This window comes from Streptomyces sp. NPDC057287 (assembly GCF_042667905.1).
Taxonomy (GTDB): Bacteria; Actinomycetota; Actinomycetes; order Streptomycetales; family Streptomycetaceae; genus Streptomyces.
In genome coordinates this window covers 159,525-175,142 of the sequence record NZ_JBHUYV010000015.1, presented here as the reverse complement: position 1 = coordinate 175,142, position 15,618 = coordinate 159,525, and the positions used below count along the sequence as shown (strand labels likewise).

Sequence of the window (15,618 nt, the reverse complement as noted above, 5' to 3'; positions counted from 1 at the left end):
CCGCGAGAGGCGGCCTTGGTCCGACCTCCTGATCCGCTTACGGCCACCCGCGCGAAAAGGTTCGGCAGCGGACAAGGCGTACTCCTCCGGCTCGGACCGGGCTACCCCCTCCGGAGCGGTCCGCCGCACACACGGAGCTTCGCGACGGTTCCTCGGCCGGCCAGGTCCAGCATCTCGGCGCACCACGGCCATGGCCCACAGCGCATCGCGTCCGGGGCTGACAGACCCTCCACCCCTCCGGACGATCACATCTGAGCTCCGCCGCCCCGGGCCCCGGCCGGAGTCCCGACACATGAGGAGTGCCCATCAAGTGAACGGATTCTTCGCACAGCGACAGCGCAACACACGCAGCCCATGGTGGGTGGCCGTCGGCTCCGGGCTCGCCATGGCGGTCAGCGCCGGCCCGATGGTCATGAGCACCCTGAGCCTGTTCGTCATCCCCATCACCGAGGACACAGGGTGGAGCCGCGCCACGGTCACCGCCGCCTTCACTTTTATGGCAGTGGGACAGGCGATCGGAACGCCCATCGTCGGCCACCTCCTGGACCGGTTCGCCTTCCGCTGGATCGTCGTCCCGTCGTGGCTCCTCTATTGCCTCAGTCTGGCGCTGGTCACCGTGATTCCCCTCGCCCTGCCGCTCTTCTACCTGCCGTACTTCTTCGCCGGCCTGTTCGCCAGCGGCACCGTGATCCCGTTCACGAAGGCCATCGTCAGCTGGTTCGACAACAAGCGGGGCATGGCAGTGGGCGTGACCGCCTCCCTCGCCGCTCTCGGATCGACCGCGACTCCGCTGCTCGCGACCTTCCTCCTCACCGCGTACGGCTGGCAGGCGACCTACCGCTGGCTCGCTCTGATCGCGCTCGTCATCTCCCTGGCAATGGTGTTCGTCCTCGTGCGCGTCCGGGCCGAACGAAGCGTGCGCGGCAGACTGGTCAAGGAAGCCACGGAGAACGACCGCACCGTGAACCTCGAACTGCCGGGACTGAGCGTCCACGAATGCCTGCGCAGCTCGCGCTTCTGGATGATCGCGTTCAACCTCAGCATCACCGGAGTCGCGGTGGTCGGCATCCAGGTGAACATCGTGCCCATGATGACCGACCAGGGCATCACGTCCGGCCAAGCCGCCTCCCTGCTGACGGTGTTCGGCCTCACCTCACTCCTGGGCCGGATGCTCGGCGGGGTGCTCCTGGACCGCTTCCATGCGCCCTTCGTCTGCGCTCTCGTCATCCTGTGCCCCGTCATCGGCATGTTCCTCCTGCGCCCCCCGTTCTTCAGCGCGGTCATCGGCACGGCGCTGGTCGGCGTCGCCTTCGGCGTCGAGACCGATCTCCTGCCCTTCTTCATCAGCCGCTACCTGGGCATGCGCCGTTTCGGAGCGCTTCTCGGTCTCCTCCAAGCGGCCCTCCTGCTGACATCGGCGTTCGGCCCGCTGGCCGTCAACCTCGGGTACGACCTGCTGGGCAGTTACGAGGCCGTCATGCCCTTCATCGCGGGAGTGCTGGTCCTGTGCGCCCTTCTCGTACTGCGCCTCGGCCCCTACCGGTACCCCGCGATCCCCGGGTTCGACGACATCGCGGCACGCGACGAGTTCGCGGGCGCCGTACCCCTCGCAGTGAGCGAGCCACCCGTCAAGGGCGTCGGAACACCCGGCCACCGGGACGACGACCGTGAACCTTTCGGAACGAGCCGAGCGAGCGAGCAATGACACAACTCGACACAGCCCAGGACCTTCCCTCGAACTGGGGACGCTGGGGGCTCGACGACGAGCTCGGCACCTTGAACTTCATCACGGCCGACGCACGCGCACGCGGCGTGGCCGCAGCGCACACGGGACGCGTGGTGTCGCTCGCCCTTCCGGTCCACCCCGGGCCGCTCGCGGGCCCTATTCCGTTCGGACCAGGGCCTCAGCCCGCCGGGGTCACGCAGGTGATGGTCTACACCGGATCGCCCGCGAGAGTCTTCACCGACGTCCTGGTCATCAACACGCATCACAGCACCGTCACGCACATCGACGCTCTGGCCCACATTCCTACCGGCGACCGGATCTACCCGGGGGTTCCTGTCTCCCGCGCGATCGCCGGCGGAACGGTCAGGCAGGGCTCCACAGCCGCGTTCGCAGAAGGCGTCACCACACGTGGCGTCCTCCTCGATCTGGCGCCGGAGGGCCGACTGGCGCCGGGACTTCGCGTGACGGGCCAGGACCTCGACGAAGCCGAACAGCGGGCCGGTGTGCGGCTCGAATCCGGGGACGCCCTCATCGTCCGAGGCGGCTGGAACGTTTTCGACCACCTGGAGGAACAGGTTCCGGCCATGACCGTCGACGCCGTGCGGTGGCTGGCCGCACGCGAAGTGAGCGTCTACGCGGGCGACATCAGCGACGCGCCCCCCGTCCACCCGAGCGGCACCCTGGCCATGCACCAGATCGCTCTTGGACAGCTGGGCATGCCGCTCATCGACAACGCCGACGTGTCCGCCCTGGCGACCACGTGCAGCGAACTCAATCGCTACAGCTTCCTTTTCGTGGTCGGCACTCCGGCAATCGTCGGTGCCACCGGGCTGCCGGTCAACCCGTTGGCCATCTTCTGAATTCCCCGTAGGAAGGAGTGAGCAATGTCCTCGCTAGGGATCATTGTGGCAAGCACGCGACCCGGTCGAATCGGCCCATGCATAGCCGAATGGATCGAGTCGGAAGCAAAAGCGCACACGGGATTCAGCGAAGTCGCACTGATCGACCTCGCCGAGGTCAATCTGCCGTTCATGAACGAACCGAATCACCCGCGCCTTTCTCGATACGTCCATCACCACACCCGGGAGTGGAGCGCGAGGATCGCCGGCACCGACGCCTTCATATTCGTCATGCCGGAGTACAACTACGGATACAACGCCGAGCTGAAGAACGCGATCGACTACCTGCACCACGAGTGGCAGTACAAGCCGGTCGGCCTGGTCAGTTACGGCGGAGTCTCCGCCGGCACCCGGGCAGCCCAAATGATCAAACAAGTGGTCACCACCCTCAAGATGACTCCGCTGCCCGAGGCGGTCGCCCTTCCCTTCGTGCAGCAGTTCATCGACGAGAAAGCAGGGCTCGTACCGAACGAGATCATGGCTGGCTCCGCGAAGGCCATGCTCGATGAACTCACGCGGGTCAACGACGCATTGAGCCCACTGCGAACAGAGTGAGAACACCTGATGCATACTGTGCCCATCACGTCTCCGTCGATGGATAAATTGATCGACGTACACGCCCACTTCGTCACTGAAAGCTACGTGGCCGCTGCGAAGTCCGCTGGAATTGCGCATCCGGACGGAATGCCGTCCTGGCCCACGTGGAGCACCGACGACCACCTGGGCCTCATGGACCACGGTGGAATTCAGAAGTCGATCCTGTCCATCTCCTCGCCGGGGACGCATTTCGGGGACGACCAGGCCGCCCGGCTGCTCAGCCGCGAGGTCAACGAGTTCGCGGGCCGGATCTGCGAGCAGCACCCCACGCGCTTCGGCTTCTTCGCCTCCCTCCCGATGCCGGACACCGAGGGATCGGTACATGAGGCGATCCACAGCCTGGACGCGCTCGGCGCCGACGGTGTAGCCGTCGAGACCAACCACGCCGGCATCTACCTCGGCGACACACGCTTCGAACCTCTGTGGCGGGAGCTCGACGCCCGGGGCGCGTTGGTGTTCGTGCATCCCACCTCACCCCCCGGTTCCGACGCAGTGTCGCTGGGTCGGCCGCGCCCCATGCTGGAATTCCTCTTCGACTCCGCGCGCGCCGCCAGCGATCTCGTGTTCAACGGCGTACTGACCCGGCACCCGCGAATCCGGTGGGTCTTCACCCACGGTGGCGGAGCACTCCCCCTCCTCGCCGACCGCATGGAACTCTTCCGTCTCGGGCTGAGCATGGATGCCACGGACGATGGCGCGGCACCCTCCGCCTCAGTACCGGACCAGTTGAGCAGCCTGTGGTTCGACATGGCGGGCACACCGTTCCCGAACCAGATTCCCGCTCTCGTCCGCGCCTTCGGCACCGAGCGGCTGCTGTACGGAAGCGACTACTGCTGGACCCCTCCGGACCTGGCGCAGAAGCAGATCTCCGCCATCGACGCCGCGCCGCGCCCGTCGGTCGCGGACACCTGGCGGACGCTCACCACCCGGAACGCGACACACCTCCTGGCCCACGCACCGGCTCCACGTCACTGAACGCCGCGTCGGAGAACGTACGTGACCTCGGTCAGCACAGCCCCCATCCGGGCCACATACGTGGCCCTGTCGGAAAGGAGATGCAGCAATGGCCTGCGTTTCAACAGCACTGATCGTCGGCGGAAGCATCGCCGGCCTGTCGACGGCAATCGCACTGTCCCGCGTAGGGGTGAGCTGTGAGGTCGTGGAACTCGCCGACGCGCCCGGCGGAGCGTCGATCGCCCTGTCCGGCCGGGCGACGCAAGCGCTCGACGAACTCGGCGTCTACGACGCCTGCTACGCCGGCAGCACACCGTTCCTGCCCGGGTCGACCGTGGCGGATCAGATGGACGCCGCCGGGAACCTGATCAGCGAGGGCCCGAAGCGCCCGCAGCTGCCCGGTGTCAAGGACGCCATCGGCGTCCATCGGCCCGTGTTCCTGGCGACCTTGGAGAAGACCGCGCGGGAACTGGGCGTCAAGGTCTACCGGGGTGTGACGGCCCGGACGACGGACGACCGCGACGACGGTGTGTTCGTCACCATGACCGACGGACGCCAGGCCCGCTACGACATGGTCGTCGGCGCCGACGGGATCGGCTCCCGCACCCGCTCCCGCCTCTTCCCCGACGCCCCCCAGCCCGCGTACTCGGGGCAGTACAGCCTGCGCTGGATGATGTCCGGCCCGCGCATCGACGGCGAGGGGTGGTACAACGGCCCTGCGGGTCGGCTGGGCTTCTACCACCTCCCCGGCGGCCTGACCTACATTCCGGCCGTCATCGACATGCCCGAACGCGTGCATCTGAGCGACGAGGACGTCTACTCGCTCTTCGCCCGCCTCCTCGACTCGTACACGGCCCCCGCCGTCGTCGAGATGCGGCGCCGCCTCACGCGGGACGCGGACCTGATCGGCAGGCCCTTCGACTGGATCCTCCTGCCCGCCCCGTGGCACCGCGGGCGCACGATCCTCGTCGGTGACGCCGCGCACGCGACGACCGCCCACATGGGCATGGGTGGCGGGATGGCACTGGAGGACGCCGTCGTGCTGGCGCAGTGCGTCTCGAAGGCACCCACGTTGGAGACGGCCTTCGACACCTTCATGGAGCGACGTCACTCCCGCGTCGCCACGGTCGTGGAGACGAGCGTGGAACTCTCACGCCTAGAGCAGGCGGGGGCCCCCACATCCGACAACGTGGCATTGCTGAGCAACGCCTTCAAGACCCTCGGGCAGCCCTACTGACCGACGCGTTCCTCGACGCGCACCACAACGCTCAGACAGACCAACCTCTGCAACTCGCCCCGGGCGCCACCACACCCGCACATCGGCACCGAAGCGGACAGCGTCACGCTGTAGAACGAGGAGAATCCCGATGAAACGAACGTCCAAGGCCATCATCAGCTGCGCGGTCACCGGCTCGGCTCACACGCCCAGCATGTCCGAGTACCTCCCGGTGACTCCGGAGGAGATCGCAGCGCAGAGCATCGACGCGGTCGAAGCCGGTGCCGCAATCGTGCACCTGCACGCCCGCGATCCGCGGACCGGGCAACCGACCGCCGATCCGGACGTGTACATGCAGTTCCTTCCGCAGATCAGGGAACGGACCGACGCGGTCGTGAACATCACGACCGGTGGCGCCATGACCATGTCGATCGACGACAGGCTCGCCGCTGCCCGGCGCGCCCAGCCGGAGCTCGCGTCGATGAACATGGGCTCGATGAACTTCGGGGTGTTTCCCGCCGCCGATGCCAACCGCGAGTGGAAGCACGACTGGGAACAGCGCTATCTGCGCGCTTCCGAATCGGCGGTCTTCACCAACACCTTCGCGCAGATCGCGACCACATTGCGTGAGCTCGGCGACGGCGCGGGAACTCGTTTCGAGTACGAGTGCTACGACGTCGGGCACCTCTACAACCTCGCCCACATGGTCGACCGCGGCCTGGCGAAGGCCCCGTTCCTCATCCAATGCGTCTTCGGCGTCCTCGGCGGCATAGGCGCCGACCTCGACAACCTCCAGCACATGGTGACCGTCGCCGACCGCCTGTTCGGCGACGACTACTACCTCTCGGCCTTCGCCGCAGGCAGGCATCAGATGCCCTTCGCCACGCAGTCCGCCCTGCTCGGCGGTCATGTCCGTGTCGGTCTGGAGGACAGCCTGTACATCGGCAGAGGCGAACTCGCCACGTCGAACGCCCAGCAGGTCGCGAAGGTCGCGCGGATCCTGAAGGAGGCGGGCCGTGACCTCGCCACCCCGGACGAAGCCCGCGCCATGCTCGGACTCAAGGGGGCAGCCAATGTCGGCTTCTGACCTCTCTCATGACGGCTTCGTCGTGAGGAACGTACGCCTCTTCGACGGTGCGACGGCAGTCGACCGGGCAGACGTGGTGGTGGAGGGCGAACGGATCGCCGCGGTCGTCCCCCAGCCGGACGCCGCGCTCCGGTACGACACCGATCGGTACGCCGTCGTCGACGGCACGGGCGCCACACTGCTCCCGGGACTTATCGACTCCCACACCCACCCCACGGGTGACGCCCTCGCGTTGGCGATCCTGTTCGGTGTCACGACCGAGATGGACATGTTCACCGTCCCCGAACGCCTCGGCGACCAGCGCACACGCGCCGCCGAGCGCAACGACATGGCGGACATCCGATCGGCGTCGACCGGCGCGACCGTCCTCGGCGGACATCCGTCGATGCTGATCGGCCTGTCCTTCCGCGAACAGTTCCCGGTGATCGAAAGCCCGGCGGATGCGGCCCAGTTCGTCCGGGACCGCATCGCGGAAGGGGCCGACTTCATCAAACTGCTCATCGACGACGGAACAGCGATGGGACACCCCTCACCGACACTGTCCGAGGAGACCGCCCGCATCGTCGTCACCGAGGCGCACGCGCACGGACTGCTCGCGGTAGCCCATGCCACGAGTGTGCAGAACACACTGGCGGCGGTCCGGGCCGGCGTCGACGGCCTCGTGCACGTCTTCATGGACCAGCCGCCGAGCGAAGAAGTGGTCCGCACCATCAAGGAGGCGGGCGTCTTCGTCATCCCGACCCTCGTGACGATGGGTTCGATGGCCGGCGAACTGACGGGCCAGGCAGTCGCCCAGGACGAACGTGCACGACAGTTCATCCCCGACCCGTGGCACCAGAACCTCTGTACCTGCTGGCAGTTGGACAGCCCCAGCTCCCTGGAGAACGCCAAGCTCGCCACCCGTGCGCTCCACCGCGCCGGCGTCACCATCGTGGCCGGCACCGATGCGGCCGACGTGGGCGTACTGGGCACCGCACACGGCGTCAGCCTCCACCAGGAACTCGCCCTCCTCGTCGACTGCGGACTCACCCCGACCGAAGCGCTGACCGCCGCCACGTCATCGGCTGCCACCAGCTTCCGGCTGCCCGACAGGGGCTCCATCGCCCCGGGCCGGCAGGGAGACCTGCTGCTGGTGGACGGTGATCCCACGGTGAACATCACCGACAGCCTCTCCATCCGCGCCGTGTGGCGCCGAGGTCAACGACTCCACCGCGTTCTCACCGCACCATCCTCAGCCGCGAGCGGCTGACCGACCGGGACCGGACCGGCCGCGGTCAGTGCGCGCCGGGCTTGGCGGCGATGCGCTCCAGTACGGCGTCGAGTTCGGCGCGGGACCACCAGGAACCGTCCCGCATCACGCCCGCGATCGCTCGCAGGGCAGTGTGGTCCTCCAGCGGGTCCTCGTCCAGGAGCACCAGATCGGCGGGCATGCCGGGGGCGACCTGGCCGGAGGCCCCTTCCTCGCCCAGGAAGCGGGCCGGTTCGGTCGTTGTCATCCGCAGGATGGTCAGCGGGTCCAGCCCGGCTGCCGCCAGGTGGTCGAACTCGTCGTGGAGGGAGAACCCGGGGATGATTCCGGCAGCTCCGCAGGCGTCGGTGCCGGCGACCATCGGGACCCCGGCGTCCGCGAATGTCTTGGTCATCCGCAGTTGCACGGCCCAGTGGCTGCGCAGGGCCTTGCGGGTGGCGTCGGGAAGCTTGGCGAACTTCTTGGCCGACTTGTCCCAGGCGCGCAGTTCCTCGGGGGCCATGTAGCGGCGCCTCGGGTCTTCGGTGTGCTCGGCTGAGTCGCCGAACTGCTGGGTGTGGACCCGGATCAGGGTCGGACACTGCCAGGTGGTGTGTTCGACGAACAGGGCCGCCAGCTCCTCGGCCTTCTGCTGGTCGTACGAGTCGTCGGCGAGGTCGTAGGCGTGGGCCTCCAGTTCGGAGGTGCCGGTGGCCGGGTTCACGGCCATGCTCTTGACCAGCTTCATCACCAGCTTGTCGGCCCCGGGGAACTTGACCTTGGGGAGCGGTGGGAGCTTCCGGGTGGCGTTCTTGGAACGCACCTCGGCCTCCCGCGAGGACGCCGCGGCGAACACGGTGACACCCGGACCGAGGTGCTCGATCGACCAGGTTCCGCCACGCGCGGCCTCACGGGGGTCGAGGTCGGCCGGCAGGTGGCCACCCAGGGGGATGCCCAGCCGGTTCGCCTCCTCGAGGGCCGCCAGGAACGTCTCCCGCGTCGTCATCCCCGCCTTGACGAAGTCGGCACCGTCGCGGTGCTGTTCCCGCACGGCCTGCACCGCGCCGTCGACCGTGGCGGCGTTCAGCGGGGTCAGCAGGTCACCAGCGGTTGCTTTCAGGGCCGGCGCACCGGTCGGCCGAGGCAGCGTGCCTTCGCGACGGGACTTCAGCAGCGCCCTGTTGCCCGACATCTGGCGGAAGCCGACGACGCCGTTGGCGAGCATCAGCGCATAGGTTCCGTCGACGTCCTCCGGGGTGTTCAGAGCGTGCATGTGCATGTCCATGTAGGCCGGGACGACGAAGCGTCCTCGGCCCTCCACCACGTGTGCGTCCGCGACCGGGGCACCGGTCGCGGTCACGGAGGTGATCCGGTTCCCTTCGACCACCACGTCCTGACCGGGCGTGCGGCGTCCGTCCAGCGGGTCGACCACGGTGACGTCCCGCACCACCACGCGCCCTTTGATCGAGGACGGCTCGACGTACCTGCTCATGTCTCTCCTTGAGGGTGTCCTGGTGTCATCACGACGTCGGGCTTCGAGCTATGGCTCCGGGCGGCCGTCACCCGGCGAACAGACGCCGCGCGTTACGGGTGGTGAGGTCCCGCCAGGTGTCGGTGGCGGACGGCTGCGTCGCCGAGTCCACGGACGCGACCTGGGCGCGCGCACCTTCGGCGGGTGTCCAGCAGTAGTCGCTGCCGTACAGGAGGCGCTCGGTGCCGAACGCGGCGTCCAGAGCCCGGATCTGGCGCGGGAAGGGCGTCCCGGCCATGTCGTACCAGAGGCGGCCGAACTGCTCCAGGGCGCTGGGGGCGTCCGTGGAGCTGTCGCGGAACACGGCGCTGAACATGTCGATACGGTCGGCGAGCAGCGGCAGCGCTCCCCCACCGTGGGTCAGCACCCAGCGAATCCGGGGGTGGCGGGTCAGGACACCGCGCAGGAGCAGGTCGCTCGCGGTGCGGGCGGTGTCGAAGAGGAACTCCAGCATCGGCCGGGGCCGGCCCAGGGAGACGTCCTCGGCGTGGGGCGGCGACGTCGGGTGGACGAAGACGACGGCACCACGGCGGTCGAGGTCCTCCCACAACGGCTCGAGGCGGGGATCCCCGAGGTAGACGCCGTGGTGGTTGGTCTCCACGGCGACCCCGTCCGCGCCGAGTGCGTCGAGTGCGTGGGCGGTCTCGGCGAGTGAGCCCTCGACGTCGGGCAGGGGCAGGGACGCGAAGTGGCCGAACCGCTGCGGACGCTCGACGCGGACCCCGGCCCCGAACTCGTTGACCTCGCGCGCGAGGGCCCGGGCCGCTTCGTCGTCGCCGAAGTGCACCGCCGGAGAGGAGATCGACAGATAGGACTTCTCGATTCCCGAGCGGTCCATCAGGTCGAGATGCTGTTCGACGCTCCACGAAGGCCACCCCGGCATCCCGTCGGGGTGCTCGATCCCGGCGGACCGGGCCGCCGCTACATAGTTGTCGGTCACGAAGTGGGCGTGGACATCGATCAGGCCGGTCGGGGTCGGGGTCATGCGGGGCTCCCTTGAGTGCAGGTCCGTACCTCGACCAGCGTAGAAATGACGCCGTAGAATGGCATCTGTGATGCCGATGAATGAAACGCCGAGTTCTGGCGATAGCACTAGGCCTCGCCGCGGCGGGAAACCTGCGGAGGGGCAACCGGTCATCGATCGGGCGTTCGCCCTGCTCCACGCGTTCGACTCCGACCATCGTGCGCAGACTCTCGGCGATCTCGCGCTGCGAAGCGGTATCCCCCGCAGTAGCACTCTGCGGCTCGCCCGGTCGCTGGTCCACGCGGGTGCCCTCGAGCGTCTCGACGACGGTCGCTACGTGGTGGGGCTGCGCCTGCTGGAGACCGCGTCCCTCGCGCCACGCGGCCACGGGCTACGTTCCGTGGCCATGTCGTACATGGAAGACCTCTTCCACGTCACCCGGCAGCACGTGCTGCTCGCCGTGCGCGAGCAGCACGAGGCACTGCTCGTCGAGCGCCTCTCGGCACTCGACGCCGGCCCCGTGCACTACCGCGTGGGAGGACGGCTTCCGCTCGCGACCACCGGCGTCGGACTGGTGCTCCTCGCCTTCGCTCCGACAGCCGTCCAGAACGACGCCATCGCCGCCTACGCGCCCGAGGAGGGTCGCCTCCGGCAGGGCCATGACGACATCCGCACCCCGGCCGACCTGCGCCGGGCCCTTGCCGAGGTGCGGCGCGGTGATCACGCTTTCGGCCGGCAGAGTAATCCCTGGCCGGTGGACACCGTGGCCGCGCCGGTGCGGAACGGAGGCGAGGTGGTGGCGGCACTGTCGGTCGTGGCACCCAGCACTGGCTTCGCGGAGGCAGGATACGGCCCGGCCGTCCGGGCGACAGCCCGCGCGATCTCCCGCCGCCTTGCGGAGGACGGCGGGCCGACGGCACGTCCCGGTGACGCCCACGCCTCTCCGTGAGGACAGCGCGCGGCCCGGGCGCGTCAGCGCGATGGCTGCCCGCGCCTCGCCAGGGACCCGCCCCGGCTCTAAGACGTCGTTTCTTATGGCTGTTGCGCGTGCCTTTGACCGGCTCAAATGTGTGTCAGTGCGGTGTGAGAGCCTCCGGGCATGAGCTACGACCTGGCTGTCTGGGAAGGCGATCGGCCTCCGGATGCCAAGACCGCCCGCCGCTTCTTCAGTGACCTCTACGACCGCTATCTCGATGGCGAGGCCGGGGAGCCAGCGTCCGAACTCATCGCGGCCTACGTCACCGCTCTTCTTGAGCGGTGGTGCGACATCACCGAAGACGAGGAGGAAACCTCGTCCTGGTCGGTCGGGCCTTTGATCGACGGTGCAAGCGGTCCGCTCATCTACTTCGGAATGAGCTGGAGCATGGCCGAGGAAGCGTCGGCCTACGCGGCAGCCCTGGCTGACTCGATGGGGCTGATCTGTTTCGACGTGCAGCAGGGCCAGCTCAGGCCCTGAGCAGAGTGGCTAATCGGCGGTGGCAGATGAGGAGTGCGGCTATGCCGACGAAGGCGAGGAAGTGCTCGGCCTTGCGTTCGTAGCGACGGTGGAGCCGGCGGCAGCCGGCCAGCCAAGAGACGGTTCGCTCGACTCCAGCGATGGCGGCCCAGTCGTTGTGAGGACTCGACGCCCTTACGGGCGATGCGATGGCGGATTCCACGCCCGCGAAGCCATCGGCGCAGGTGGTTGTAGTCGTAGCCCTTGTCTGCGTGCAGTTTCGCCGGCCGGCGGCGTCTAGACCCGCGGCGTGATCGGATGGGCGGGATACCGCGCACGAGCGGCTCCAAACCCTGACTGTCGTGCATGTTGGCGCCGGAGATGCCCAGGGACAGAGGCAGCCCATTTCTGTCGGTGATCAGGTGGATTTTCGATCCCGACTTGCCGCGGTCGGTCGGATTCGGTCCCGTCAGAAGCCCCCCTTTGCAGCCCGCAGGCTCACCGAGTCGATTGCGCAGCGCGACCAGTCAACCTCTCCGCGGACCCCGAGTTCGTCCAGGATCACGCGGTGCACCTTCGCCCAGACTCGGGCCCGGCTCCACTGGGCGAACCTCCGGTAGACCGTCTGCCAGCTCGGACCGAACACCGGCGAGAGCTGGCGCCAGGTGCAGCCTGAAGTAGCTACGAAGACGATCGCGGCCAGAGCCTCGCGGTCACCAGCCCGCCGACGGCCCCCGCCCTGCGGACGTATCACTTCCGTCGGCGGCACCACCCGCCGGAACAACACCCATAACTCGTCTGGCACCAGCCGCTCAACGAGATCCGTCATGCCCGGTTCGACGAACGATCACACCAAAAGAAACGACGTCTAAGGAGAACCGTCAGGAAGAGCTGTTCTCTCCTTATTAAACAGCCCACGCAACACGTCTCACCCGAACGAACGTCCTCTCACGACGCTCGGAATTGCCGCGGAAGTTACGGGCATTGTCTCCAGGGCGACACACCCGGGAACCGCGGGAGGTCCGCATGCACCAGAGCCTCAACGAGCGGCAGCAGGCCGTGCTCGACTGGGTGGGCCAGGGGTGTCCCGACGGAGTCTGGCCGGACAGCACTTTCAAGGTCAGCGCTCAGGCACTACAGAGTCGCGGACTCATAGAAATTACCAAACGCCGAGGGCATTGGAGCGCCAACCTCACCGACAAAGGGCGGCAGCATCTCACCGACCGCGGCATCTGCCCCGTCGAGCAGAACGCTGCACCACCCGCGCAGCCCAGCCGCAAGCCGGCACCGCCACGCGCCAAGAGCGCACTCAGCGCCCGTCCGAACTACACAGACCAACTCCTCGAAGAACTGGCCGCGAACGACGGCTGCCTCATCAAGCCCATCGAAACCGGACCACACGCAGCGAATTGGACATCACGGGTGAACACCGCCCGCAAGTCCGGCAAGATCCCGCGCACACAAGAGCTCTACGCATACCGCACCCACCGCGGATACGAAATCAAACTCGCCGACATCCCCACCTGGCGCCTCGCCGAACTCACCCCGCTCCCCCTTCCGGCCAGACTCACCAAACCCCACTCCCTCGTGGCCGCCCTCCAACAACGGCCGCAGCCCATGGGGCTCACCAAATCCATCCAAGGCCGAGCCCTGCGCATCATCCAGGCCCTCATCATCGCCACCGAATCGCAAGGCCATAAGGCAGCACTCGGAACCACTTAAGGCGCTCCCCCACCCCGCCGTCGCCGCAGCGCACCACCGCACTTCACCATCACCGCCCAAGGCGAAAGCGTCGGATTCCTCGTCCTTCAAGAACAGGACCGCAGCGAACACATCCCCACCGACAAGGAACTCGCCGACGCCAAGAAGCACGAATGGGCCGATGTCCCCGACCGGCCGCTGGAAGACCAACTCGCCGAAATTGCACAAGAAGTCGACCTCCGCGGCAAAGCCGCAGAACACAAACGCCTTGCAGACCAGCAGGCCAGGGAAGCCCAGCAGAGGCGCTGGGAAACCGCCATGGAGGAAGCGCGCACCGCACACGCCTACGCCTATCGCGTCAAGCACCTCGAAGAACAAGCAGACGCCTGGCACCGGACCAAGCGCCTGACCGAATACGTCACTGCAGTACGCGACTACGCCACATCGCTGCCACCCGGGCAGGAAAGGACAGAGATCGAGGCGTGGCTCGCCCTCACGGACGCCCGGCTCCAGCACCTCACCGAGTCCGCCGCAGCGCCGAAGCTGCCCACCCCACCCAAGCCCAGCGGCGACGACCTCTAGCCTTTCCTCGGCCACTGGAGCCCCTACGGACCCCGTTCCTACTGAGCCTTAAATCAGGCCATATCGAGCACGGGTTCACCAAGAGGCGGCACAGAGGAAGCTCCCTCAAGCCGTACTCGACACACCGTCACCTGCAGAACCGGGCATCTGTCACCTCATCAGAACGTGCGTCAGAAGGGCCCAACATGCGTCGAATATGCGTCAAGATATCGCCCGCAACGCCCACAGCGCACATAATGCACACTCGGCGAAACAGCAGGTCAGGCGCCCTTTGCGGCGGGCTCAAGGATCGCTACGCACTCCACGTGGTGCGTCATCGGGAACAGGTCGAACGCCCGCAGCGTCCGCACCTTGTAACCGCCGTCCCGGAAGTACGCCAGGTCCCGCGCCAGCGCCGCGGGGTCGCAGGCGACGTAGGCGATGCGGCGGGCGCCCAGAGCGACCAGCTGCTTGACCGTGGCCTTGCCCGCACCCGCGCGCGGCGGGTCCAGGACGATCAGGTCGCATTCCGTGATGCCCGTGCGCGGCAGGACCTGGTCGACCTTGCCGTGCTCGATGCGGACCCGGTCCAGGTCCTTCAGGTTGTGCCGGGCGTCCTCGGCCGCGCGCTTGCCGGACTCGATGCCCAGCACCGCGCCCTTCTCGCCGATCCGCTGGCCGATGGCGCCCGCGAACAGGCCGACGCCGCAGTAGAGGTCGAGCGCCGTGTCGTTCTTACGGGGCAGCAGCCCCTGCATGACCGCGCGGACCAGCGTGTCCGCCGCCTGCGGGTGGACCTGCCAGAAGCCCCCCGAGCCGACGCGGTACGTACGGTCGTCGGCGCGCTCGCGGACGAAGGCGCGGCCGTGGACGCGGTGGACACCGCCGTCCTTCTCGTCGACGCGGAGCACGGAGACGGGCTTGTCCAGCTCGACCAGCGGGAGCCGGCCGCCCTCGCGCGGGGTCAGGATGACCTGGCGGTCGTGGGAGCCGGTGGCGGAGATGGCCTCCACCGTGGCCATCTGGGGCCAGTCCTGCTTCTCGATGCCGAGCTCGGAGACGCCGGGGGCCGCGATCAGGCAGTGGTCGACCGGCTGGACCTCGTGCGAGCGGTGCTTGCGCAGTCCGACCAGGCCGTCCTGGTCGACGGCGTACTGGACGCGGGTGCGCCAGGCCGGGACCTCGCCCGGCGGGAGCTTGTCGCCCTCGGCCGGCATGACCGTGCCGTCCCAGCCGGCCTCCTCGGGCGTGAGGCCCGCGAGGCGCTGGAGCTGCTCGGCGATGACCTCGCCCTTGAGGCGGCGCTGGGCACCGGGCTTGGCGTGCTGCCAGTCGCAGCCGCCGCACTTGCCGGGGCCGGCGTACGGACAGGGGGCTTCGACCCTGTCCTTCGAGGCGTCGATCACGGTGACCGCGTCGGCCCTCAGGAAGCGCGAGTCGCTCTCGCCCTCGGTGACCCGGGCGATGACCTTCTCGCCCGGAAGGGTGTGCCGCACGAAGAGCACCTGCCCCTCGGACGTGCGGGCGATGCAGTGACCACCGTGCGCGACGGGGCCGACCTCGACCTCGTACTCCCGGCCGATCAGGGATTCCCCGGGCTGCGACGACGTGGATTCGTTCTGCATGAGGGGGTGGCTCCAGAGATCAGGAAACGGGAAAGCGGCCGGACAACAGCCCACCAGTCTACGTGGGCGGAAGCCGGCCGCTTACCACAGGCGG

The 15,618-nt window shown here is 68.0% G+C and carries 14 protein-coding genes and 2 pseudogenes; 12 read left to right on the top strand and 4 right to left on the bottom strand.

Annotated elements, in window-relative coordinates:
• Nucleotides 1-310: 310 nt before the first annotated feature.
• From ACFUNE_RS27160 to ACFUNE_RS27130, 7 genes are all read left to right on the top strand, one after another.
• The gene (locus ACFUNE_RS27160) at nt 311-1,705 is read left to right on the top strand and encodes an MFS transporter (RefSeq protein WP_383573351.1); all 1,395 of its coding nucleotides are present in this window, start codon (nt 311-313) and stop codon (nt 1,703-1,705) included.
• Nucleotides 1,702-2,586: a cyclase family protein gene (locus tag ACFUNE_RS27155; RefSeq protein ID WP_383573348.1), complete on the top strand. Its 885-nt coding sequence runs from the start codon at nt 1,702-1,704 to the stop codon at nt 2,584-2,586. Before ACFUNE_RS27160 ends, ACFUNE_RS27155 begins: the two co-directional genes overlap by 4 nt.
• Nucleotides 2,587-2,610: 24 nt before the next feature.
• Complete coding sequence (locus tag ACFUNE_RS27150; protein WP_383573345.1) at nt 2,611-3,180, top strand: NADPH-dependent FMN reductase; 570 nt, start codon at nt 2,611-2,613, stop codon at nt 3,178-3,180.
• Between the two features lie 39 nt (nt 3,181-3,219).
• Nucleotides 3,220-4,197, top strand: coding sequence for an amidohydrolase family protein (locus ACFUNE_RS27145; RefSeq protein WP_383573342.1), 978 nt, complete (start codon nt 3,220-3,222; stop codon nt 4,195-4,197).
• Nucleotides 4,198-4,285: 88 nt separating this feature from the next.
• Nucleotides 4,286-5,413 carry an FAD-dependent monooxygenase gene (locus ACFUNE_RS27140; RefSeq protein WP_383573339.1) on the top strand — a complete coding sequence of 376 codons (1,128 nt, stop codon included), beginning with the start codon at nt 4,286-4,288 and terminating at the stop codon, nt 5,411-5,413.
• A 130-nt stretch (nt 5,414-5,543) separates the two neighbouring features.
• A complete protein-coding gene (locus tag ACFUNE_RS27135) occupies nt 5,544-6,479 on the top strand; it encodes a 3-keto-5-aminohexanoate cleavage protein (protein WP_383573336.1) in 936 nt (311 codons plus the stop codon).
• Nucleotides 6,466-7,728, top strand: coding sequence for an amidohydrolase family protein (locus ACFUNE_RS27130; protein WP_383573333.1), 1,263 nt, complete (start codon nt 6,466-6,468; stop codon nt 7,726-7,728). Before ACFUNE_RS27135 ends, ACFUNE_RS27130 begins: the two co-directional genes overlap by 14 nt.
• Nucleotides 7,729-7,753: 25 nt before the next feature.
• Here ACFUNE_RS27130 and ACFUNE_RS27125 read toward each other — a convergent pair whose 3' ends face one another.
• Complete coding sequence (locus ACFUNE_RS27125) at nt 7,754-9,199, bottom strand: amidohydrolase family protein (protein WP_383573330.1); 1,446 nt, start codon at nt 9,197-9,199, stop codon at nt 7,754-7,756.
• 67 nt (nt 9,200-9,266) lie between these two features.
• The gene (locus ACFUNE_RS27120) at nt 9,267-10,223 is read right to left on the bottom strand and encodes an amidohydrolase family protein (RefSeq protein ID WP_383573327.1); all 957 of its coding nucleotides are present in this window, start codon (nt 10,221-10,223) and stop codon (nt 9,267-9,269) included.
• Nucleotides 10,224-10,281: 58 nt separating this feature from the next.
• On the opposite strand from ACFUNE_RS27120, the pseudogene ACFUNE_RS27115 reads away from it, so the two are divergent.
• From ACFUNE_RS27115 to ACFUNE_RS27105, 3 genes and pseudogenes are all read left to right on the top strand, one after another.
• A pseudogene (locus ACFUNE_RS27115) lies at nt 10,282-10,461 on the top strand (hypothetical protein); the annotation flags it as partial.
• A gap of 147 nt (nt 10,462-10,608) precedes the next feature.
• The gene (locus ACFUNE_RS27110) at nt 10,609-11,151 is read left to right on the top strand and encodes an IclR family transcriptional regulator (protein WP_383573443.1); all 543 of its coding nucleotides are present in this window, start codon (nt 10,609-10,611) and stop codon (nt 11,149-11,151) included.
• A 150-nt stretch (nt 11,152-11,301) separates the two neighbouring features.
• Nucleotides 11,302-11,658 (top strand): hypothetical protein, encoded by a 357-nt coding sequence (locus ACFUNE_RS27105; RefSeq protein WP_383573324.1) that lies wholly within the window; start codon nt 11,302-11,304, stop codon nt 11,656-11,658.
• Here ACFUNE_RS27105 and ACFUNE_RS27100 read toward each other — a convergent pair.
• Nucleotides 11,648-12,466: pseudogene (locus ACFUNE_RS27100) on the bottom strand (IS5 family transposase). The gene ACFUNE_RS27105 and the pseudogene ACFUNE_RS27100 sit on opposite strands and share 11 nt — an antisense overlap.
• Nucleotides 12,467-12,663: 197 nt before the next feature.
• Here ACFUNE_RS27100 and ACFUNE_RS27095 point away from each other — a divergent pair.
• Both ACFUNE_RS27095 and ACFUNE_RS27090 read left to right on the top strand, forming a co-directional pair.
• On the top strand, nt 12,664-13,359 hold the full coding sequence (locus tag ACFUNE_RS27095) for a hypothetical protein (protein ID WP_383573321.1): 696 nt from the start codon (nt 12,664-12,666) through the stop codon (nt 13,357-13,359).
• 297 nt (nt 13,360-13,656) lie between these two features.
• Complete coding sequence (locus ACFUNE_RS27090; RefSeq protein WP_383573318.1) at nt 13,657-13,920, top strand: hypothetical protein; 264 nt, start codon at nt 13,657-13,659, stop codon at nt 13,918-13,920.
• Nucleotides 13,921-14,180: 260 nt separating this feature from the next.
• Here the strand turns inward: ACFUNE_RS27090 and ACFUNE_RS27085 are convergent, their stop codons facing one another.
• Entirely contained in the window at nt 14,181-15,524 is a 1,344-nt protein-coding gene (locus ACFUNE_RS27085) for a class I SAM-dependent RNA methyltransferase (protein WP_383573315.1), read from the bottom strand.
• Between the last annotated feature and the right edge of the window lie 94 nt (nt 15,525-15,618).

What these genes read in the sequence shown, in the direction of transcription:
- ACFUNE_RS27095 (WP_383573321.1), top strand. Translation starts at nt 12,664, where the DNA reads ATGCACCAGAGCCTCAACGAGCGGCAGCAGGCCGTGCTCGACTGGGTG.
- ACFUNE_RS27085 (WP_383573315.1), bottom strand. Translation starts at nt 15,524, where the DNA reads ATGCAGAACGAATCCACGTCGTCGCAGCCCGGGGAATCCCTGATCGGC.
- ACFUNE_RS27155 (WP_383573348.1), top strand. Translation starts at nt 1,702, where the DNA reads ATGACACAACTCGACACAGCCCAGGACCTTCCCTCGAACTGGGGACGC.
- ACFUNE_RS27135 (WP_383573336.1), top strand. Translation starts at nt 5,544, where the DNA reads ATGAAACGAACGTCCAAGGCCATCATCAGCTGCGCGGTCACCGGCTCG.
- ACFUNE_RS27140 (WP_383573339.1), top strand. Translation starts at nt 4,286, where the DNA reads ATGGCCTGCGTTTCAACAGCACTGATCGTCGGCGGAAGCATCGCCGGC.
- ACFUNE_RS27130 (WP_383573333.1), top strand. Translation starts at nt 6,466, where the DNA reads ATGTCGGCTTCTGACCTCTCTCATGACGGCTTCGTCGTGAGGAACGTA.
- ACFUNE_RS27145 (WP_383573342.1), top strand. Translation starts at nt 3,220, where the DNA reads ATGGATAAATTGATCGACGTACACGCCCACTTCGTCACTGAAAGCTAC.
- ACFUNE_RS27090 (WP_383573318.1), top strand. Translation starts at nt 13,657, where the DNA reads ATGGAGGAAGCGCGCACCGCACACGCCTACGCCTATCGCGTCAAGCAC.
- ACFUNE_RS27110 (WP_383573443.1), top strand. Translation starts at nt 10,609, where the DNA reads ATGTCGTACATGGAAGACCTCTTCCACGTCACCCGGCAGCACGTGCTG.
- ACFUNE_RS27105 (WP_383573324.1), top strand. Translation starts at nt 11,302, where the DNA reads ATGAGCTACGACCTGGCTGTCTGGGAAGGCGATCGGCCTCCGGATGCC.
- ACFUNE_RS27120 (WP_383573327.1), bottom strand. Translation starts at nt 10,223, where the DNA reads ATGACCCCGACCCCGACCGGCCTGATCGATGTCCACGCCCACTTCGTG.
- ACFUNE_RS27150 (WP_383573345.1), top strand. Translation starts at nt 2,611, where the DNA reads ATGTCCTCGCTAGGGATCATTGTGGCAAGCACGCGACCCGGTCGAATC.
- ACFUNE_RS27125 (WP_383573330.1), bottom strand. Translation starts at nt 9,199, where the DNA reads ATGAGCAGGTACGTCGAGCCGTCCTCGATCAAAGGGCGCGTGGTGGTG.